This window comes from Paenibacillus sp. sgz302114 (assembly GCF_056120345.1).
The window spans coordinates 61,895-80,222 of the sequence record NZ_JBVYOI010000014.1; the positions used below are offsets into that span (position 1 = coordinate 61,895).

Below are 18,328 nucleotides of genomic sequence, written 5' to 3' on the forward strand. Positions count from 1 at the left end.
TCGTCCGCAGCTGCCGATGCACATTTCACGGTAACGATGATCCAGCTCCCAAGCGACCTATGGGACGTCGAGATCACTTCGAAGATCGGGCCGTCAACGCCTTGTGAAGCGCTTGGACGCGCCATCTATCATACCGGTATCCATGCGGGCCAAATCGCACTCATCCGTAAACATGCGCCGCAAGCCGCGTCAGCAGTAAAACAGACGATCATTCAGTAAGCGTGGATTTAACTTTCTACAAAATGAGAACCAGGCCATCTATCGGCCTGGTTCTCGCGCTTTTCCTATGGCTATCTAGCGTCCTCTGCCTTCTGCATTGTCCTGCGGCGCAGGCGCGTTCTCCTGCGGAGCCGGCGCGTTATTGCCTCCTCCATTACCGCTGCTGTTGCCGCCTTGCTGTCCGCCTTTCTCTTGGCCGCCTTTTTCGCCGCCGCCTTGATTATCTTCCACGCCGCCACCTTGGCCTCCGCCTTTATTACCTTCAAAGCCTCCGCCTTGGTTGCCTTCTGCTCCGCCGCCTTGGCCTCCACCTTGACCGCCTCCCGCTCCGCCGCCTTGACCTGCGCCTTTACCGGCACCGCGGCCTCCGCCAGCGCCTTTACCACGACCGAGACCTTTCGCCTGTCCTCTGCTCTTCGCGCGCATTTGCACTTTGGCACCAGACTTCTTGCTCTCATAGGCGTAGACCATCGACTTCATCGTGCGCTTGTCGACGTTGCCCGTCACTGGCAAACCATGCGTCTTCTGATAATATTTGACGCCGCGAACAGTCGTTGCATTGTAGTGCCCGTTTATCGGCCCAGCGTAACTGCCAAGCGACTTCAACATCCCTTGGATGACGTACACATCCGGTCCACGTGCGCCTTTTCCAATCGCTGAGCCAATATCCGGCATGCTCACCATAACGGTAAGCGCAAGCACTACGATTCCTAACCATTTGGCAGCCGATGCAAGCGGATTTCTTCTTCTCGGCCCTAGAGTGCGGTAATTCTCCTCCATACAGTAAGCACCTTCCTTGATTGGATATAAAGCGTCATTTACTACCGCCATTACTATACCCAACAATGAAATTCCATTATGCTCACCGCAACCGATTACCCGCCACCCTAAAATATTCCAGTCATGCTGGCATAGATCATCAATATATTCGCCACCGTAAACACTCCCCATTCCGGTTCTCATCACTCATATTTATTGATAATGACTATCATTGTAAATTAATTCATGTGTAAAGTTGTGTCTATATGCCGAATACGCTTTAACGACAAAAGCTGCAGGCTCCCTTGTCGAGAAACTGCAGCTTAAGTGAGCTTGCTCGCGGTAATTCCAGCTTCACTGCTCGCCAATAAACTTGATCAGCAGCTGATTAAGCCTGTCATGCTCTTCTATGAAAGCGCCGTGCCCGCTAAATTCGAACGGAACGAACTGCGAATTCGGAATCATGCTATGCGTCTTCTCCCCTTGGCTGAAGGAGACGATTTTGTCATGCGTACCATGAACAATAAGTGTTGGAACATGGATTGCGCTTAGATCGCTTCCTACATTCTCATCCCGCAGCATCGCCATAATGGCCGCCGTCGAATAGCCCGCAGCAACAAGTCCGAGCTGGGAGAACCATTCCGTCATCGGTCCGCTCTGGTATTGGAAGAAGAACAAATCCGTGACGTCCCGGAGCATCTTCGGACGATCGTTCAGTGAATCCGTAATGAACTTATTCGCCACTTCCTTCGGCACGCTGTCCGGTGCAGCGGCGTCGAGAAGCACAAGCTTGCACACGCCATGGCCTTGATGCCGCGCCATGTACCGGATGGCAATCGCACCACCGGTCGAGTGCCCAACGAGTATCACATCTTTCAGCTGCAGCGCATCAACAACTGCCCGGACATCATCTGCCAGCCGGTCGAAATGATAGCCGTTGTAAGGTCGATCCGATTCGCCGAATCCCCGCCAGTCCAAGCCGACGCACCGAAAGCCAACACCCGGAAGCACGTTGTATTGGTACTCGTACTGATTATGGTTCAGCGGCCAGCCGTGAATGAACAGAATCGTCTTCTCGCCCTCCGGGTTAATGTCTTCTACGTATATGTTCACATTCTTCTCTGCTTTTACGAAAAATCCCATGCCCATATCTCCTTCGCAAGTGGTATCACACTAAGATACTCGCCTATGCGCCCAGAGGTGCTATTTGCTCAAATTCATAATCTCTATCGCATACTGCAATCCGCGAAGCTGCGAACCCGCTAGTCGCTGCTAGCCGCCGCTGCATTGCGCTCAAGCTGCCTGCGAATATCTTCACGGTCGATCTGGATCCAGTATTCGGCAATTTTGCCATCCTCGATGCGGTATACGGCGCTGGCAATTTCGATAATCGGCTTGCCGGTCGGCGCATAGCCGTCGACTTCTCCAACATGCGTCCCCGTCTGCTTCCACCTCACATAGACACGATCCTCAGAGGCGAGGAGCTCCCCGATCTGCAGATGGAACATGCCATACGCCTCGATCATCTCCCGGACATGGTCCGCATAATCGGACGGCGACCGCAGGACGGTCAGATGGAATTGACCAAAGGGGCAGTTACAAAGATATGCGCCAAACTGAAGTCCCGAGGCTGGATTGAGCGTGTTGGATGGTGTTATCGAAGGATCGCAGATGAAAAAAGATAGCTAGGATGCACCTCTGCAACGGAGGACGTGTCGTAGCTATCTTTTTTAAGTTGAGTTGCCTAGCACAACGCTACATATTCGCTGCCTATGATGCGGTCAATACAAGTACCCAATCGTTCCCTCGACCGCTAGTCGGAGGCTTGAACTTTACCGTTTCTTCTTCTTCGCTCAAAAACTCGCCAATAGCGCTGTACTCGCCGGTGCGAGGGTCAAACCAAGACGCCGATACGTGACTGCCCGCGAAGCTGCTAAGCGACGCACGGAACGGAATCCCGTTCGGGCTGTAGATGAGGCCGTAGTTCTCCCCTCGTGTCGCGACCATGTAGTTCGCGCCTTCGTAATTTTCGGCGATCAAGCTTTGGTCGGGCACACGATCCAAGTACGATCTTGATTCTATTAATGCGCGCAGATGCTGCATTTGCGTTGCACCCGGCCGATTCAGCGCATCCTGCCACGTCATGATGAAATACGGCCCAGGCTCCGTTGTCATCGACCAAATGCTGTGATGGCCGTAAGTCGTGCCGAACCCGCCTGCAAAGACGCCGTAATAAGCGCCCGTCCGTACATCTGCTTGATCGAAATAGCCGCGGGATGCGTTGAAATTGACCGGATGATCCTCATAAGCCGGCTCCGCATCCACTGTTGGCTTGACCGGCAGCCGATCATAATCGCCCTTCATGTGTTTATAATTTTCGCGTACCTGTTCATGGTGTCCGGATTGGATCATATTGAAATCGAGCCAATGCTCGTCATGCATATGACGAGAGGAAGAGGTGTTGCCGCTCGGATGGAACGTAATGAGCTGGGAATCTTGGATGGCTTCCCGCAGTCCGGCTGCAAGCCCATTGTTAACTTCGAAATGATTGCGTGTAATGAGCGACCGGTCTCCGCCAAGCACCCAGATGATGTTGGAGCGGCTGCCGTAACGTTCGCCCAGCCAGCGCCCGTATACTTTGGCATTCTCGCCGTTAAAGATTTCCGGTCCTTTGCCGAACGCAGCCTGATGATACTTGTCTCCCCACGTTGGGAGCAGCGCCACATACAGCCCGTAAGATGCCGCAAGATCAATGATGTGATCGACATGCGCCCAATAGTGATCATCGCCATCCGTATCGGGCATTGTCGGATCATATTCGCCCCCGGCATTTCGCTTTAATGGCTGCCTGCCATATGCAGAGCTTGTTGCGACGCCGTCAAACTCGGCCAGCGCGACCGCCTGCACGACGTTAAATTTCAGTAGTGCCCGATTTCGCAAATACAGCTCCGCTTCTTCACGGTTTAATTTGTGAAACAGCTCCCAGGCGGTATCGCCGAGCCAAAAGAATGTAGTGCCGTCCTCATGAATCAGAAATCGTTTATTGCTGCTTGCTTTCAAACGCTGCAACGTCGACATGCTTTACGTTCACGCTCCCGATCGATATGAATATTGAAATGATAAATACAGACGGCACTATCCACTTCGATGATACCGCTTTGCCGTAATTTCAGGCTATCACATCGACTGTTAGTGCACAATATGTATACAATTAATATACCGTTAAAAAGATAGAATAATAGCCGGGTCATTGCCTCTCTCAAAGGCATTGTCCGGCTTATGCAGCGTGCTTATAAAGCTGCTTCTGGAAGAGCTCCAGTTGCTGCTTAGAATTCGCTATCAGTATGGCATGTTGCTATGCTATGCTGATCGCATATAGCGTCCACACACCATTATTTGGAGGTGCTTGCTCATGATTCACAATCGTTCTGTCCCGGTCGATACCATCTTGCCACACCTGTTCTATGAGAATGTCGCCGCTGCCTCATCGTGGCTGCAAACCGCCTTCGGCTTAGCGGAGCACTTCCGCTTCGAGCTCCCTGACGGCAGCCTGCATGGCGCGATGATGTATCGCGGCAACGCTTGGGTGATGCTCAAGAGCCCCGGCAAATCTGCCACGAGCCCTTCTAAGCTAGGCGGTCAGTCACAGTCGGTTATGCTGTTCGTCGATGACATCGAAGCGCATTACGAGGCAGCGCGCGCTGCACAAGCTGTAATTATTGAACAGCTGGGCTTTACAGAGTACGGGGAACAGCAATATGTCGCGGAAGACCCGGAAGGCCACCAGTGGATCTTTGCGAAGCATGTTCGCGACGTTCATCCAGAATCTTGGGGCGCGAAGCTCTCCACGATTAAAGAGGCGGAGTAACGGCGGTGGAGCCGCGTCCGCGTCCCTGTCCGCCGCGCTTCTTGCGCAGTACGGTCCGAACGCTGAGATAGCCGAGCAGAGTCGCTTGAAGCATGAAGAAAACGCCCCAGAAACCGGCGGGCAGCCCGGTCTTGTTAGCCAATCCCGCTGCATCTCCGGCACCGGCTGGCGTGTACAAGCTGAGCGATAGAATCGTGAAGCTGCTCGATACCGACTCTGCCAGCACGAAGGCGAATAAGCCGATCGAGAGCGCAGCAGCCCAGTTGCCCTTGCGCCATAGCGCGAAGGCGAGCAGCCCGATGAAGAGCACCAGCCAAATGACGCCGAATGGATTGCGCACCCAGAGCAGCACATTAACGGAGGCTAGAATGACGAATAGCCAAAGCGTCACGATATGCTTGCCTCTGGAACAGAGAAGCGCTAATCCGTATGCGGCAAGCGATGAACCTACGTAGCCAGCCGCACTTGTCGCCATTGAGGCCAGATACGACGAGGACATCGTATAGGTCACGCCTTCCGTATTCGCGAAGAGTCGAATCTGCAGCACCTGCCCTTGCAGAATGAGCGATACAATCGCATGCGCTGACTCGTGGATGAGCGTATTCGCGATGCGAAAGAATAGCCCGACAAAAGGAATATGAATAACAATAAACGCGAGTACGAAATAACCAACATACTTCCAGTTCATATGAAGCCCGCCCCCTTGAATGGCGATAATTGTTCTTCTATTGTAGCACAGGCGGGCGGTGCAGCTTGCTAGTACACGCTATTGGCCAAAATGATCTCTCAGCGTCAGAACGAAGCGCAAATTGGACTGAGAGAACGTATATGATCTCTCGGGTGCGAAATGCTGGACCGATGGTAAGCAATCGGAGCTGAGAGAACGTATATGATCTCTCAGGTGCGAAATGCTGAACTGATGGTAAGAAACCCGAGCTGAGAGATTCGGCGCTTTCTCCACAGTATAGAGCCGTGCAGCCTGAGGCCGCACGGCTCTATGATAATGATCGGCTACATGAATGGCTGCTTAGGACCTCTTGCTAACCGCAGTCTCCCCGGCACGGGCGCGTCTCCATCTCGTCGCTGGGCGCGCGCACACCCGCCCGACATACTGGTCGAACAGCTCTGCCAGCACATCGTGCTGGAACTGCGTCTTCGCCCGCTTGTAGCCGCTGCGTACCAGCTGCTCTCGCAGCGCGGGATTTTGGGCAAGGCGGACGATCATATCCGCAATTGCAGCAGGTGAATGCGGGTCGACAACCATACCGGTCTCCCCGTCCAGTACCGCTTCCACTGCACCGCCAGAGCGGCCGGCAATGACGGGCACACCTGCGGATGCCGCCTCCAAATAGACGATGCCGAACCCTTCCGCATCGCCTTTCTCCAGCTCCCGGCATGCCATAATAAACTGGTCCGCCAGATTGAAGTATTCATTGAGCAGCTCGCCTCCGCCCACGCTGCCGATGAACCGCACAGCGTCCGACACGCCTAACGTACGGGCGAGGGTTTCCAATCGCTCACGGTCCGGGCCGTCGCCGACGATGACATACACCGCGTTCGGGATTTGCTCAAGAATAGCAGGCATCGCTTCGATCGTCCGGTCATTGCCCTTGCGCGTTACGAGACGACCGACAGATAGAATGACATACTTGCCTTCCAGTCCGTGCTGCTGCACAAGCTCCTTGTTTACGGCCTTCTTCTCATAGATCTTCTCCACACCGGGATTGACGATACCGATCCGATCAGGATGAACCCCATATTGCCGTACCAGACGTCTCGTATACTCACTGTTCGTCAGAACGCCATCCGCTTTTCGTAGAATGAGCTTCACAATTTGGTTCAGCCCTATATACCGCCGGAACATGAGCATATCCATTCCATGCGTCGAAATGACGTATCGCCTGCCGCTAAACACCCGCAGCAGCAGCCCGATGAAGCCGATCAGCACATAGCCATAGATCGTCACATCTGGCTCTTCGCTGCGCATCGTGCGCCGCACTTGGCGAAACAGCCTGCCCCAGCTCGTCACATCGACTTGCTCTCCACGCATAAAGGACCCCCGGACAATCGTGAACGACTGATTGCTATCGAATTCAGTACTCCCCTCATATTCCGGCGCAATGACGGTCATGCCATGCTTGGTATGCTTCGATAAATTGTAATAATAGTTCTGCATGCCGCCGATGCCAGGAGGGAAAACCCCTGTAACGAGAACGATTTTTCTACGTTTCATAGACCTTCACCTTTCTCTTCAGGTAAGTAAGCGATTGGATCACAGCCCAGAATGCAACCTCCGCCATGATGTTCCACAGCCGTGCAATCACGGAAATATGCAGCGCCACATCTGCCCCAAGCTTGAGTGATAGAAAATAAACGAGAAACCCTTCGCGGACACCAAGCCCGCCCGGGAGCGGACTGAACAAGCCAAGCAGCCATGACGTCGCGAACGTCCCTGCTGCATAGAATAGGCCGATATGCTCGCCGCTGAAGCTGCTCGTCAGCCTCCAGAAGGCGATGCCCATAATGAAATGACTACCGAGAAAGCACGCCAAATAACCGAAAAATTGATTGCGCGTGAGTACTGCTTTCGCCCCGCTTAGGTGTGCATCGCCAAACGGCCCCGAGAACCTCGCAATCGCCTTTTGCAGCAGCTTCCACTTGGAAGCCCGCTCAAACAGTCTGCCCGTCCACGCTGTAACGCGCGGGTAATAGAAGTAAACGAAGGCACCGCCGACCATCACGCCAATCAGAATGAGCTGTGGCGGAGTGCCCAATGACACAGCCAGCATCAACGCGTAGATTAGCGCAGCCGAGACAAGGAGGACATTCTCATAAATAATTGCGGAGAACTGTGCATTCAGCGGCACACCTGCACGCGATGCGAGCACGATGCGCCCGGCGTAATTCCAGAAGCCTCCTGGAATGTATTTCGCAAATTGCGAGTTAATAAAAATTTGCAGACCAGGCAGCAGCCGCAGCAAGCCGTCCCTTTCACCCGAATGCCGGCCTTCTCTGCCGACTGCATTCACGATTAACACCCAGATGCCCGCCTGCAGCATCAGGAAGAATGCAAACAGCGCCATTGAGCCGTAGAACTCCATATTCGCTTTCAAGAGAAACGAAGTAATATCCGATAGCTTGAGCGGAATATTCCGCACGATGAAGAAGACGATGACCGCCAAGAATACGGCCTTAAGCACAGCTGGCGCTAATCTTCGCAGCACCGCCACCCGTTTCACTTCCTTTCCCTATCGGTAGAAGCCATCTCTTAATTGTAAGCGGCAATTGTTAAGCTTTATGCCGTCCTTCTTACAGATATTATTAAGATTACATTGCCCGGAATACTTGCAAAATAAAAAAAGAGCACGGTACTCGGTAAGTACCGTGCTCTACTATGAACCTCTACTTGCCTGATTGCTGCTCTGCCGTAATGCTCCACGTCACGCCAAACCGGTCGACAAGCTCCCCGTAATAGATGCCGAATGGCTGCATCGCGATCGGATAACGGACATTGCCGCCAGCCGACAGCTTCACGAATACTTCACTTGCTTCTGCTTCCGTTGGATAGGACATGCTGAGTGTGATAGCTGTCCCATACTCGATCGCCTCCATCCGGTCCGACATGAAGATGGAGTTCCCACCGGCCACAACCATGCTAAGATGCATCACTTTATCTTTAAACGAATGCTGTGCGCCCATAAGCTGCTCATGGGTCATGACAGACAGAATCTCGCCTCCGAGCGCCTCAACATAAAATGCAGCGTGAGCCCGTGCGTCCTCCGACTGTATATAAGGAGTTAAGCTTCCCACCGTTCAACATCCTCTCTGCTCATAATGATATCTCTCATGATCTTTCAGTAGTATAGCCCAGTGCCGCTTGCAAGTAAGCCTTGATCAGCGGATGAACTTCATTTCGCAGCGCCGACCTCTCTGGTTGAAACAGCGCCCCGATATAGAACGGATGTGACGTGAGCTCCATAATCCGGGCGATACCGTCCGTATCAACGCCAACGACAGGCATTCCGCTGCGATCGAATCTGGAGAGGAATGCTGCGTTCAGTCCATAGCTGCATGTGCCGTATTGCTCTGTTATCTCATGCCGCCCATAGGCATTGGCCACGAGCGAGCTCGGTGTAAGGATGAACGTATCTGTTGTTTCACGCAGCGTGCAGGTAAGCGGCGTAACTAAGAGCAGTGAAGCGTCTGGATTCACTTCTTGATGGTCCGCCTCTGCAAGGCCAAGCACATTTCGCGCATATTCGATGACCATATGCTGAAACCCGCCGCAGGTGCCCAGCAGCGGAATGTCATGCTCCCGTGCGAAACGAATGCCGTTCAGCGCGCCTTGCATGCTTGCGTATGGACTTGCCGGTACCGACCATAGCGCGTTATACGAGGCAAGCTTATTCTCCCAATCCTCGTCCAGCTCCGTAGTCGGAATCCATTCATACCGCACCTCGCAGCCAACGGCCGCCGCCGCAAGCTCTAACGCGAGCGGAATCGCCACATGAGCTTTCACCTCCGGCTTGTAATCGCCTATGAGTCCAATTCTAACTAGCCGTTCAACCTCCTGCATGACAAGAAGCGTCCCCCTCTCCCATCTTGGAAAATCAGAAAGCCTGAAGCACCTTACGTCTGATAACAGCCGCCCCGCCCGGACATACTTACAACTGTTGGAATACTTACCAGCACTACAGAATCTATGGATGGAGCTGATCTTATGCATGAGAAAGGATTATCTTGGCAGCAGCTATCGTTGATTGGCGTCGGGTCCATTATCGGAGCTGGCTTCTTCCTCGGAACCGGTCTGTCCATCCGAACTGCTGGCCCCTCGGTGCTCATCGGCTACATCATCGCCGGGATCACTACGTTCATCGTCTTCGCATCGCTTGCCCAAATGACGGCGAATGATCCGCAATCCGGCTCGTTCCGAGCCTATGCAAGAATAGCGTTCGGACGCTCTGCAGGCTTCCTGTCCGGTTGGGTATACTGGCTGTCTGGCGTTCTCATTATGTCCAGCGAGATTGTCGCTCTATCGACCTTCACGGAGTACTGGTTCCCTAGCGTACCGCTCGGCGTATTCTCCGTCGCCTATGCGGCGCTCGGCTTCTGCATCAACTTTCTAGGCGTCCGCAACTTCAGCCAAGTGGAATCCATCTTCGCGATCGTCAAGCTGGCGATTCTGGTCGGCTTCATTCTATTCGGCGCGCTCTTCATCTTCGGCGCTATTCATCCGGCAGCAACCGTCGCGTCAGCTGCACCTAGCGTACAGCCTTGGTTCCCACATGGGGTCAAAGGCCTCTGGTCAGCGATGGTTATCATCTTCTTCTCCTTCGGCGGCATCGAAGTTGTCGGCGTTACCGCTTCAGAGCTAAGACGCAAAGAAGATATCATAAAGTCCGGTATAGCACTGCTCATCTCGCTTGTGCTCATCTATGTATTGGCACTATACCTGGTGCTGCGAATGGCGGATTGGCGCGGCCTCAGCGAAGCGACCAGTCCGTTCGTAACCGCACTGTCGGCCTTCTCCATTCCGTATCTCGATTCTCTGTTCAATCTCGTCATCATAAGCGCGGCCTTCTCCACCATGGTCGGCGCACTCTTCTCCATCAGCCGCATCGTCGTCTCCCTCGCCGAAGACGGCGACGCGCCGCGCGGGCTTGCCAAGCTGAACCGAAGAGGCGTCGCATGGAAGTCGCTGCTGCTGACCGCAGCCGCCCTAGCCGTGTCCATCGGCTGCTCTTATGTGCTGCCCAACACGATGTACGAATACGTCACAACGGCAGCAGGCGTCATGCTCATCCTGAACTGGATTCTCATTCTGGCTTCCTACTTGAGGCTGCAAGCCAAGCAACATCCAGCTCAAAAGCCACGCCGCACAATCGCGCATCCATACGCCGCATACGCAGGCATCGGCTTCATCCTGATCGCCATCTCGGGCGCACTGCTGCACCGCAATGAGCGTATCGGCCTTGGTCTAAGCGCAGCCCTCATCGTCATCGTGCTGCTCGCCTCTCTTCTAGTCGCCGCGAGACACAAGCACTAGAGGTCAGTCCGTGCAGTCCGTGTAGTCCGCGCTGCGCTCGAATCAGCGCGAAGCCTCTCGCTTCCAATCCTCGTGAAGCTGCCAAACCACCACGCTAGCCTCATCAATCGGCTGCGGCCTGCCAGCAACGATATCGATCGTCTGCCATGCAATGCGCGACACATGTGCCCGGTGCAGCTCATCAAGAAACGGCTTTGTTGGAGCCTGTGGACCCTCAATGCCGAGACGCTTTAAGTACTGCAACACCTGCTCTTCATCCATCAGTCTCATTGCAGGCTCTCACCACTTATTTTCTAATTTATTCCACAATAATACCAGAACGTATGATCCCCTGTAAATCGATTTCTTTCATCCACTCGAACTGATCTTCCACGATCCCGTACTGAATGCCCGTCAACGTGTCATACAGCCGCTTAGACAGCTCGCCTGTGCGACCAGCACCAATAATGAGCCTCTCGCCTTGCCAGCACAGCTCCCCGATTGGCGATACAACTGCCGCCGTTCCGGTGCCGAACGCCTCCTCCAATAACCCAGCTCGACCTGCCTCGTATACTTCTTCAATCGAGATTGCCCGCTCCTCCACCGTTATCCCCCAGCTTTCCAGAAGCTGAATGACGGAGCTCCGCGTAATCCCCGCAAGAATGCTGCCCGATAAGGCAGGCGTACTTATTTTGCCGCCTATGCAGAAGAACACGTTCATGCTGCCGACTTCTTCAATGAACCGATGCTGCGCCGCATCCAGCCACATGACTTGCGTGTAGCCCGCTTCCTTCGCAGCCCGCTGGGACATGAACGTAGCCGCATAGTTGCCCGCTGTTTTCGCTTCGCCCACCCCGCCAACGGAGGCACGGACATGGTCAGATTCAACGAAGATACGGACCGGATTAATGCCTTCGGGATAGTACGCGCCTACTGGCGACATGATGATGGCGAACTGATACTGCTCGGACGAAGCAACGCCCAGCACCGGCTGTGTTGCAATGACGAACGGTCGAATATAGAGCGAAGTGCCCGGCTCGGACGGAATCCATGCCTCATCGAATTCTATTAGCCGCTCTAGCGCGGCAAGGAATAGCTCACTGTCCAATTGCGGCACACTCATACGCGCATTTGAACGATTCATCCGTGCGATATTCGCTTCCGGGCGGAACAGCCGAATGCAGCCATCGCTGCCTCGGTATGCTTTTAACCCTTCAAAGATCGTCTGCCCGTAATGAAATACTTTGGCTGCCGGGTCCAGTGTGAGCGGCTGGTACGGAACGATACGCGCATCATGCCAGCCCTGCGACACATCGTAATCGAGCATAAACATATGGTCGGTAAAATACTTCCCGAAACCGAGCTCCCCTTCCTGCGGCTTCACTTTCAAATTCGCGCTTTGTTCGATTCGGATCATTTTGCTTGTCATGCTTCCATTTCTCCCCTCACTGTAGATTTGTGATTGCATCCTACCATTGCAAGAGGTATATATAAAATATCTATTAGGTCGATCATCCATACCTTCAAAGTATGCGATAGAGGGGGCAGCAAATGTGGATATTAGACAGCTCAAATATTTCCTGACGATTGCCCAGGAGAAGCAAATTACGCGGGCAGCCAAGCTGCTTCATATGGAGCAGCCACCGTTAAGCCGCCAGCTCATGCTGATGGAAGAGGAGCTCGGGGCGAAGCTTTTTGAACGGGGACATAAGGAACTAACGCTTACCGCGGCGGGTGAATTGCTGAAGGGTAAGGCGGAGGCGCTGCTGCTGCAGCTCGATGAAACGGTGAACGAAGTGAAGGAGCTCGAGGCTGGCGTAAGGGGAACGCTCTCGATTGGCGCTGTCGTCTCCTGCGTATCGATTCTGCCAAGGCCGATTCAGCTGTTTAGAGGGAAGTATCCTTCCGTTACGTACAAAATCGCAGAGGGCGACCATTACGCACTCGGGGAAATGCTGAGCAATCGCGCGATTGAGCTGGTCGTGTCGCGGCTGCCCTTTGAATCGGATATTTTGCCGACACGGCTGGCGGTGCATTCGCTCCCGTCTGACCCTTATGTCGCGCTTCTGCCTGCCGCTTGGGCGCCCGCTTCCAGCGATCATGCGATTAGCATCGAAGAGCTGGCCAAGTTCGACTTCATCACCTTGAAGACGGACAAGACGATTCGTATGCACGAGCACATCGTTCAAGAATTTAAGCGCAAAGGGCTTGAACCGAATTTAATCGGCGAATGCTCCAGCGTTGCGATTATTATGTCGCTTGTCGCGGCAGGGATTGGCGTCACCGTGTTCCCGAAGTCCGTTATCGCTTCCTTCCCGTCGGACCAAGTGACCGTGCTGGAGCTGCGAGATGCGCATTTTGAATCGGAGGTCGGCATCGTATGGCTGAAGGATCAGAAGCTCTCGCGCCGAGCGGAGCACTTCATTGCGTGCTTTGAATCGGAACAAGAAAAAGCTGACTCTTTGTGAAAAGAGCCAGCCCAATGCGCCTTAGCAAAAGCATAATTGCAAATATCCACTTATTCTTCCAACAATGTCGCTTTGCAAAAAAATAACTGCAATTATCCACCTATTGATCGAGCTTTCAGCTTAATTAGGCAAATCCTGACTTAATAAGTGGTTGATTGCACTTATTTAGCTTGAAACGTGCCAATGTCAGCAATATAAGTGGAATTTTGCAGTTATCCTCATCCGCCACCGCCACTACTACTACTACTACTTAGTACTGCTTCGCATAATCAACGACATTACGCATGCTTCCGAGCTCGCCCGCCAAGTAATGCTGCAGGTTTGAGATGAACAGCTTCACGAGCCGCTCTGCATTTCGCACGGTGTGGCCGCCGGAATTATGCGGGGTCAGAATGACGTTCGGCAGCGACCAGAGCGGATGACCGACCGGCAGCGGCTCCTGCTCGAACACATCGAGGCCTGCGCCCACAATGATGCCCTGCTGGAGCGCCTCCACCAGATCCTCGGTGCGCACCGTACCGCCGCGCCCGACGTTGATGAAGTACGCGCTTTGCTTCATCGCAGCGAACCTCTCCGCATGGAACAGATGCGCGGTCTCCTCTGTCAGCGGCAAAATGTTCACGACATAGTCCGCCTCCCGCAGCGCATCGTCAAGGCGGCCCGTATCGTACACCACATCGGCCTCCGGCATCGCGCCGCCCGAGCGCCGAACCGCAATGACGCGCATATCGAATGCGCGCGCAAGCCGCGCGACCTCGCGGCCGATCTCGCCCGCACCGACAATCGCGACGGTGCCGCCGTTCATCTCAGCCAGCGTATGCGGACTCTCCCATACGCTGCTCTGTTGATTGCGGACGGCCGCAGCGATGCCGCGCGAGAGGCCGAGCATCATGGCGAGGGCCGTCTCCGACACGCTCCTCGCATGAACGCCGCTGGCATCGCTGAGCATGACGCCGCGCGCCGCAAGCTGCTGAAGCGGCATCTTATCGATGCCGGACGACCAGCCCTGCACCCAGCGCAGCTTCGTCCCTTCCTGCAGCGCGATGCCTTTCACTTTCGCATCCCAGCCGAAGATGATCTCCGCTTCCTGGTAATGCACATCATCGGTTTCGGCTCCAGGCTGCCCGAATACGATCTCCGCATCCGGAGCAGCGAGCCGTATAGCCGCCTGCTGCTCTTCCGTCAAACCATCCAGGCACAACAGCTTTACACCGCTCATCGCGCTCATCGCGCTCCTTTCGCTGGCAAGGTCAGCTTGCTCGCCGATCCCTCGTCCAGAATAACCGTTACATTCGGATGGAGCTGCAGCAGCGACGCCGGAATACGAGTCGTCACCGGACCCTGAAACGCCTCCGCGACAATATCCGCTTTGTTCGCGCCGGCTGCGACGAGCACGATTGAGCGTGCCTTCATAACTGCTTCGAGACCGATCGTAATCGTTCGGCTTGGCACCTCTTCAAGTGTTTGAAAGTGAACAGAGCCCGAGGGCCGATTCTGTTCATAGATATCCGCTACATATGTGGTCACAGGAATGGCATCCGCAGGCTCAATGAAAGCGATATGCCCGTTCAGGCCAAGCCCCATCAGCTGCCAGTCGACGAATTGCAGGTCCCGCAGCACTTGGTCGAACCGCTTGCATTCCTCATCTAGATCCGCCGCTGAACCGTCCGGAATATGGGCGGCTTTGCGCTTCGTCCGCAGATGCTGGAATAGATGCTCCTGCATGAAGGTGCGGTAGCTCTCTGGATGATCTGCCGGGATGTCGATCAGTTCATCGGGATTGACGAAGGTCGCCTCTGCAAAATCCAGCTCCCCCGCTTCCTCCCTGCGAATCCACTCCTGGAAGATCCCGTATTTGATCGGTGAGGAGCCTGTCGTCATGCCCAGTACAGAATCCGGCTTCCCCTTCAGCTGCGCCGCGAGCGAATCAGCGATTCGAGCCGCGATCTCCGTTGTCGTCATTACTTCAAACTTCATCGTTCATGACCACTCCTTCACGAATTCTCGTATTCTCGCATTCACGCCTTCTCGTCTATACCTGCTGCAATCGGAATACCGCTTTGTTGGCGCCAACGATGCGGTTGTTATCATTAATGACCTTCTGCACGGCCAGCTGCAGCATGCTGTCGATTGTCTCCTGCTTGCGGTACCCGATCTGCTGCAAAATGCTCGCTACGATAAGCGGCCACTCGTCCTGGGAGCCGTCGCTCACCTTCAGCGCGAATCCGAGACGTTCCTCCTTAAGGCCGAAGCAGTACACACCCATCGCCCCGCCTTTGGCTACGATATTCGAGTCGCGCAGCAGCGTGGAGCAGATTTGGTTCGAGCCGCCGATCATCTGAGGCGCTGCATTCATCGCTTCCGTCAGACGCTGAACCGCAGCACGCAGGCTTGCGTCCTCGATCAGATCCGGGCAGGCGAGCTTCATGTACGCCGTCGCGATATTTTTGAGCGGAAGCGCAAAGACCGGAACACCGCAGCCGTCCACACCAAGCTGAATATGCTCAATCGGGTAGTCCGCAAGCAAAGAAACGGTTTGCAGAATCTCCTGCTGCGCAGGATGCTCCTTCTCCCAATAGTCATCCGTGCCAACGCCTAACATTTTGCACAACGCCATAATGCCGAAATGTTTGCCCGAGCAGTTGTGGTAAATGCGCCGCTTCGGATTGTCGTCCTTGAAGAGGCTGTCGCGCACCTCCGGGCTCAGCGGATAAGCCGGCAAGCAGACCAGGTTGTCCTCCACGAGGCCGATCTTGCGCGATAACGACTCCAGCGCCTCGATGTGAAACGACTCGCCGCGGTGCGATGCCGCCATAAGCGCAAGCTCCGCATCCGTCAGCCCGAATTGCTCCTGCACGCCGCGCGCGACGGCAGGCAGCGCCTGCAGCGGCTTCGCCGACGAACGGAAGAAGGTCGGCTGCTGTATATCGCCAACCATATAAACAACCTCACCTTTATCATTCACACCGCAAATCCGCCCGCGATGCACATTTTCCACGACTTCGCCTCTGTATTCTTCCACTAGCACGTCTGACATTTTTATTCCCCACTCCCATCGAATAGATGAATTCCCTTTTTTATTCTACCATTCTAGCATTTAAGCCTGCTGCATGCCGCATGGATCGATAAGATTTTTTTGTTCCGTAACGCCCTGCTAGGCATCTGCATAGAATGCTCCATGATCATAAACGGAGGTATCAAGCTATGAACTCCCAAGCTTCGGCAAACCAAGAAAATAAGCCGCACCACCATGAGCATAAATCGAACAACGCGTCAAAATCCCAGCATGAGCATAAATCCCATCACAGCCATAAGCCGATCTATCAATGCGATGGAAAGGTTCATAAAACGATGATGGCTGTTAAGGACCATCTCCATCAGCTGTGCGCGGAGCACGTCCATCGGCTTGTGAAAGTGGAAACTTGCGACGGCGATGTGTTCGAGGGGCATATCGTGTCCTGCCACCGCGGCATTCTGTTCATCTGTCTATCGAACGAAGGCTGCGACCGCGCCTTCTTCCCAGGCGGACCGCCAATCCATTACAACAACGTGCTGCCGCTCGTACTGTTTAACCTTCTTGCCATCTCGCTGCTGTAAGCGGCAGCCTTGATAACTAACCAGACAGTCTAATAAGGAGTGAAACAATAATGGCATTTACCCCGCCGTTTGGACCCCAAGGCGCGCAGCAAGCGCCAGCAGGACCGCCGCCGTCAACCGTCCCAATCAGGCCGCTCACATCGACGCTGGCCATTGATCCGGGAGCCATCTCCCGCTGTATGTTCCGCTATACGTATATTTGGCCGCGCAATGGAGCAGGCTTCTGGTTTTACCCGATCTTCGTCGGTCGGACCTCGGTATCGGGCTTTCGCTGGAACGGCTTCTTCTGGATGTTCTCCGGCTTCGACCTGTCCCGTATCGACGCATTTACCTGCGTATAACCTTAGTTGTAAAAAAAAACCTGTATGTCCGGGAGCGCTCAACTGAGCACGGAGCCGGACATACGGGTTTTTTGTTCATGCGACATTGGACAAGGCCGCTTGCCATACACTTTCATGGAGACATGATTCAAGGAGGCCTGGTGCTGCCCATGACAACCAAGCAGGAATTTGTCGTCGTCGTTGTTCCGATGTCTGAAATTAAGAAGTTCATCGTCATTGATATTATCGGCGGTACCGCGCTGTACTATATGATCAAGCTGCCTCTGCATTCCGTCATGGTAGGCATGTTTGGCAGCATGATCGGTCCCATGCTTATCCGTAGATCTCTTCGAGGAAGACGCTCCCGCAAGGCGCATACCGTCCTATTCTAGCGAAGCCGGTGGATGCAGCTGCAGTTGAGCCGCCGCTTGCAGCAGTGCAATCGCCGCCCGCTCCCGCCGCTCGGCATCCCCGCTTTGCATCGCTTCTTTTAGAATCGCGACCGCTTCCGAGATCGTCTCGGCGTCGATCCAGCTCGCAGCAGCAAGAGCAGCCGGCTTTATTAGCAATTGGTCCAGCTGCTCACGGCTCAGCGGGCGATGAAACTGGCCGATCTCTCCATCTTGCTCCAGGAAAGCCGTCAGCTCCGGATGAACATTGCCCGCTTCCACCTGCTGAAGCCATGTGACACCTCGCCGGTGGCCGCTGTCTTCCTCTTCCGTATCACACTCTTCGACATAGTAATAGTCGCCGAGATCGCCTAAGTACGTATGCTCGCCATCGCTGACGAGAATATAGTCACCATCTTGCATAACATGCGCGAACAACATATGCATAGCCGTCTGCTGCTGCACCTCCGTTAGCGGGCATGATTCCGCCAGCTTCGCAGCCAGCTCAGCGTAATCGGCTATACAGCCAAGGTCGCCAAGGCGCTGCCTGCCGAAGCGAACATAATGATTTTGGGCATATTCAGACAACCGATGCTTGCCTTCTGCTTGAACCTTCATGCGAAACAATTGCAACGCTAGTTCCTCCCTGCCAGAAGCTTTTATATACAGCACATCCGCTTTTG

At 54.3% G+C, this 18,328-nt stretch carries 21 protein-coding genes and 1 pseudogene; 7 read left to right on the forward strand and 15 right to left on the reverse strand.

Going from position 1 to position 18,328, the window contains the following annotated elements; translation table 11 throughout:
• The first annotated feature begins 36 nt into the window (after window positions 1-36).
• Window positions 37-219 (forward strand): hypothetical protein, encoded by a 183-nt coding sequence (locus AC0LWF_RS23830; RefSeq protein WP_474654028.1) that lies wholly within the window; start codon window positions 37-39, stop codon window positions 217-219.
• 75 nt (window positions 220-294) lie between these two features.
• On the opposite strand, the gene AC0LWF_RS23835 is transcribed toward AC0LWF_RS23830, so the two are convergent.
• From AC0LWF_RS23835 to AC0LWF_RS23850, 4 genes and pseudogenes are all read right to left on the reverse strand, one after another.
• The gene (locus tag AC0LWF_RS23835) at window positions 295-999 is read right to left on the reverse strand and encodes a peptidoglycan-binding domain-containing protein (protein ID WP_474654029.1); all 705 of its coding nucleotides are present in this window, start codon (window positions 997-999) and stop codon (window positions 295-297) included.
• Window positions 1,000-1,332: 333 nt separating this feature from the next.
• A complete protein-coding gene (locus AC0LWF_RS23840; protein WP_474654030.1) occupies window positions 1,333-2,121 on the reverse strand; it encodes an alpha/beta fold hydrolase in 789 nt (262 codons plus the stop codon).
• A gap of 119 nt (window positions 2,122-2,240) precedes the next feature.
• Window positions 2,241-2,549: pseudogene (locus AC0LWF_RS23845) on the reverse strand (ester cyclase); the annotation flags it as partial.
• A gap of 199 nt (window positions 2,550-2,748) precedes the next feature.
• Entirely contained in the window at window positions 2,749-4,056 is a 1,308-nt protein-coding gene (locus tag AC0LWF_RS23850; RefSeq protein WP_474654031.1) for a glycoside hydrolase family 140 protein, read from the reverse strand.
• Window positions 4,057-4,390: 334 nt separating this feature from the next.
• Between AC0LWF_RS23850 and AC0LWF_RS23855 the strand changes: the two genes are divergently transcribed.
• Complete coding sequence (locus tag AC0LWF_RS23855; RefSeq protein ID WP_474654032.1) at window positions 4,391-4,846, forward strand: VOC family protein; 456 nt, start codon at window positions 4,391-4,393, stop codon at window positions 4,844-4,846.
• On the opposite strand, the gene AC0LWF_RS23860 is transcribed toward AC0LWF_RS23855, so the two are convergent.
• From AC0LWF_RS23860 to AC0LWF_RS23880, 5 genes are all read right to left on the reverse strand, one after another.
• Complete coding sequence (locus tag AC0LWF_RS23860) at window positions 4,830-5,534, reverse strand: M50 family metallopeptidase (RefSeq protein ID WP_474654033.1); 705 nt, start codon at window positions 5,532-5,534, stop codon at window positions 4,830-4,832. The two genes, AC0LWF_RS23855 and AC0LWF_RS23860, sit on opposite strands and share 17 nt — an antisense overlap.
• A 339-nt stretch (window positions 5,535-5,873) precedes the next feature.
• Window positions 5,874-7,079 (reverse strand): glycosyltransferase family 4 protein, encoded by a 1,206-nt coding sequence (locus AC0LWF_RS23865; protein ID WP_474654034.1) that lies wholly within the window; start codon window positions 7,077-7,079, stop codon window positions 5,874-5,876.
• A complete protein-coding gene (locus AC0LWF_RS23870) occupies window positions 7,069-8,076 on the reverse strand; it encodes a lysylphosphatidylglycerol synthase domain-containing protein (protein ID WP_474654035.1) in 1,008 nt (335 codons plus the stop codon). The genes AC0LWF_RS23865 and AC0LWF_RS23870 overlap by 11 nt, the downstream gene beginning before the upstream one ends.
• Before the next feature lie 172 nt (window positions 8,077-8,248).
• Complete coding sequence (locus AC0LWF_RS23875; protein ID WP_474654036.1) at window positions 8,249-8,656, reverse strand: VOC family protein; 408 nt, start codon at window positions 8,654-8,656, stop codon at window positions 8,249-8,251.
• A gap of 34 nt (window positions 8,657-8,690) precedes the next feature.
• Window positions 8,691-9,422, reverse strand: coding sequence for a CTP synthase C-terminal region-related (seleno)protein (locus tag AC0LWF_RS23880; RefSeq protein WP_474654037.1), 732 nt, complete (start codon window positions 9,420-9,422; stop codon window positions 8,691-8,693).
• Between the two features lie 144 nt (window positions 9,423-9,566).
• Between AC0LWF_RS23880 and AC0LWF_RS23885 the strand changes: the two genes are divergently transcribed.
• Window positions 9,567-10,892, forward strand: coding sequence for an amino acid permease (locus tag AC0LWF_RS23885; protein WP_474654038.1), 1,326 nt, complete (start codon window positions 9,567-9,569; stop codon window positions 10,890-10,892).
• A gap of 42 nt (window positions 10,893-10,934) precedes the next feature.
• Here the strand turns inward: AC0LWF_RS23885 and AC0LWF_RS23890 are convergent, their stop codons facing one another.
• Window positions 10,935-11,162 carry an arylamine N-acetyltransferase family protein gene (locus tag AC0LWF_RS23890; RefSeq protein WP_474654039.1) on the reverse strand — a complete coding sequence of 76 codons (228 nt, stop codon included), beginning with the start codon at window positions 11,160-11,162 and terminating at the stop codon, window positions 10,935-10,937.
• Between the two features lie 28 nt (window positions 11,163-11,190).
• Window positions 11,191-12,300, reverse strand: a complete 1,110-nt coding sequence (locus tag AC0LWF_RS23895) for a branched-chain amino acid aminotransferase (RefSeq protein WP_474654040.1) — start codon at window positions 12,298-12,300, stop codon at window positions 11,191-11,193.
• Window positions 12,301-12,424: 124 nt separating this feature from the next.
• Here AC0LWF_RS23895 and AC0LWF_RS23900 point away from each other — a divergent pair, with 124 nt between their 5' ends.
• The gene (locus AC0LWF_RS23900; protein WP_474654041.1) at window positions 12,425-13,339 is read left to right on the forward strand and encodes a LysR family transcriptional regulator; all 915 of its coding nucleotides are present in this window, start codon (window positions 12,425-12,427) and stop codon (window positions 13,337-13,339) included.
• 250 nt (window positions 13,340-13,589) lie between these two features.
• Here AC0LWF_RS23900 and AC0LWF_RS23905 read toward each other — a convergent pair whose 3' ends face one another.
• The 3 genes from AC0LWF_RS23905 to AC0LWF_RS23915 are packed head-to-tail and all read right to left on the reverse strand — an operon-like array spanning window position 13,590 to window position 16,376.
• On the reverse strand, window positions 13,590-14,558 hold the full coding sequence (locus tag AC0LWF_RS23905; protein WP_474654042.1) for a D-2-hydroxyacid dehydrogenase: 969 nt from the start codon (window positions 14,556-14,558) through the stop codon (window positions 13,590-13,592).
• 5 nt (window positions 14,559-14,563) lie between these two features.
• On the reverse strand, window positions 14,564-15,316 hold the full coding sequence (locus tag AC0LWF_RS23910) for a 6-phosphogluconolactonase (protein ID WP_474654043.1): 753 nt from the start codon (window positions 15,314-15,316) through the stop codon (window positions 14,564-14,566).
• Window positions 15,317-15,371: 55 nt separating this feature from the next.
• The gene (locus AC0LWF_RS23915; RefSeq protein ID WP_474654044.1) at window positions 15,372-16,376 is read right to left on the reverse strand and encodes an asparaginase; all 1,005 of its coding nucleotides are present in this window, start codon (window positions 16,374-16,376) and stop codon (window positions 15,372-15,374) included.
• A gap of 167 nt (window positions 16,377-16,543) precedes the next feature.
• Between AC0LWF_RS23915 and AC0LWF_RS23920 the strand changes: the two genes are divergently transcribed.
• From AC0LWF_RS23920 to AC0LWF_RS23930, 3 genes are all read left to right on the forward strand, one after another.
• Window positions 16,544-16,936 carry a hypothetical protein gene (locus AC0LWF_RS23920; protein WP_474654045.1) on the forward strand — a complete coding sequence of 131 codons (393 nt, stop codon included), beginning with the start codon at window positions 16,544-16,546 and terminating at the stop codon, window positions 16,934-16,936.
• 50 nt (window positions 16,937-16,986) lie between these two features.
• On the forward strand, window positions 16,987-17,277 hold the full coding sequence (locus AC0LWF_RS23925; RefSeq protein ID WP_474654046.1) for a transporter: 291 nt from the start codon (window positions 16,987-16,989) through the stop codon (window positions 17,275-17,277).
• A 149-nt stretch (window positions 17,278-17,426) separates the two neighbouring features.
• Entirely contained in the window at window positions 17,427-17,648 is a 222-nt protein-coding gene (locus AC0LWF_RS23930) for a hypothetical protein (RefSeq protein WP_474654047.1), read from the forward strand.
• On the opposite strand, the gene AC0LWF_RS23935 is transcribed toward AC0LWF_RS23930, so the two are convergent.
• Window positions 17,640-18,278, reverse strand: coding sequence for a hypothetical protein (locus tag AC0LWF_RS23935; RefSeq protein WP_474654048.1), 639 nt, complete (start codon window positions 18,276-18,278; stop codon window positions 17,640-17,642). The two genes, AC0LWF_RS23930 and AC0LWF_RS23935, sit on opposite strands and share 9 nt — an antisense overlap.
• Window positions 18,279-18,328 lie beyond the last annotated feature (50 nt).

What these genes read in the sequence shown, in the direction of transcription:
- AC0LWF_RS23830 (WP_474654028.1), top strand. Translation starts at nt 37, where the DNA reads ATGATCCAGCTCCCAAGCGACCTATGGGACGTCGAGATCACTTCGAAG.
- AC0LWF_RS23835 (WP_474654029.1), bottom strand. Translation starts at nt 999, where the DNA reads ATGGAGGAGAATTACCGCACTCTAGGGCCGAGAAGAAGAAATCCGCTT.
- AC0LWF_RS23840 (WP_474654030.1), bottom strand. Translation starts at nt 2,121, where the DNA reads ATGGGATTTTTCGTAAAAGCAGAGAAGAATGTGAACATATACGTAGAA.
- AC0LWF_RS23850 (WP_474654031.1), bottom strand. Translation starts at nt 4,056, where the DNA reads ATGTCGACGTTGCAGCGTTTGAAAGCAAGCAGCAATAAACGATTTCTG.
- AC0LWF_RS23855 (WP_474654032.1), top strand. Translation starts at nt 4,391, where the DNA reads ATGATTCACAATCGTTCTGTCCCGGTCGATACCATCTTGCCACACCTG.
- AC0LWF_RS23860 (WP_474654033.1), bottom strand. Translation starts at nt 5,534, where the DNA reads ATGAACTGGAAGTATGTTGGTTATTTCGTACTCGCGTTTATTGTTATT.
- AC0LWF_RS23865 (WP_474654034.1), bottom strand. Translation starts at nt 7,079, where the DNA reads ATGAAACGTAGAAAAATCGTTCTCGTTACAGGGGTTTTCCCTCCTGGC.
- AC0LWF_RS23880 (WP_474654037.1), bottom strand. Translation starts at nt 9,422, where the DNA reads ATGCAGGAGGTTGAACGGCTAGTTAGAATTGGACTCATAGGCGATTAC.
- AC0LWF_RS23885 (WP_474654038.1), top strand. Translation starts at nt 9,567, where the DNA reads ATGCATGAGAAAGGATTATCTTGGCAGCAGCTATCGTTGATTGGCGTC.
- AC0LWF_RS23890 (WP_474654039.1), bottom strand. Translation starts at nt 11,162, where the DNA reads ATGAGACTGATGGATGAAGAGCAGGTGTTGCAGTACTTAAAGCGTCTC.
- AC0LWF_RS23895 (WP_474654040.1), bottom strand. Translation starts at nt 12,300, where the DNA reads ATGACAAGCAAAATGATCCGAATCGAACAAAGCGCGAATTTGAAAGTG.
- AC0LWF_RS23905 (WP_474654042.1), bottom strand. Translation starts at nt 14,558, where the DNA reads ATGAGCGGTGTAAAGCTGTTGTGCCTGGATGGTTTGACGGAAGAGCAG.
- AC0LWF_RS23910 (WP_474654043.1), bottom strand. Translation starts at nt 15,316, where the DNA reads ATGAAGTTTGAAGTAATGACGACAACGGAGATCGCGGCTCGAATCGCT.
- AC0LWF_RS23915 (WP_474654044.1), bottom strand. Translation starts at nt 16,376, where the DNA reads ATGTCAGACGTGCTAGTGGAAGAATACAGAGGCGAAGTCGTGGAAAAT.
- AC0LWF_RS23920 (WP_474654045.1), top strand. Translation starts at nt 16,544, where the DNA reads ATGAACTCCCAAGCTTCGGCAAACCAAGAAAATAAGCCGCACCACCAT.
- AC0LWF_RS23925 (WP_474654046.1), top strand. Translation starts at nt 16,987, where the DNA reads ATGGCATTTACCCCGCCGTTTGGACCCCAAGGCGCGCAGCAAGCGCCA.
- AC0LWF_RS23930 (WP_474654047.1), top strand. Translation starts at nt 17,427, where the DNA reads ATGACAACCAAGCAGGAATTTGTCGTCGTCGTTGTTCCGATGTCTGAA.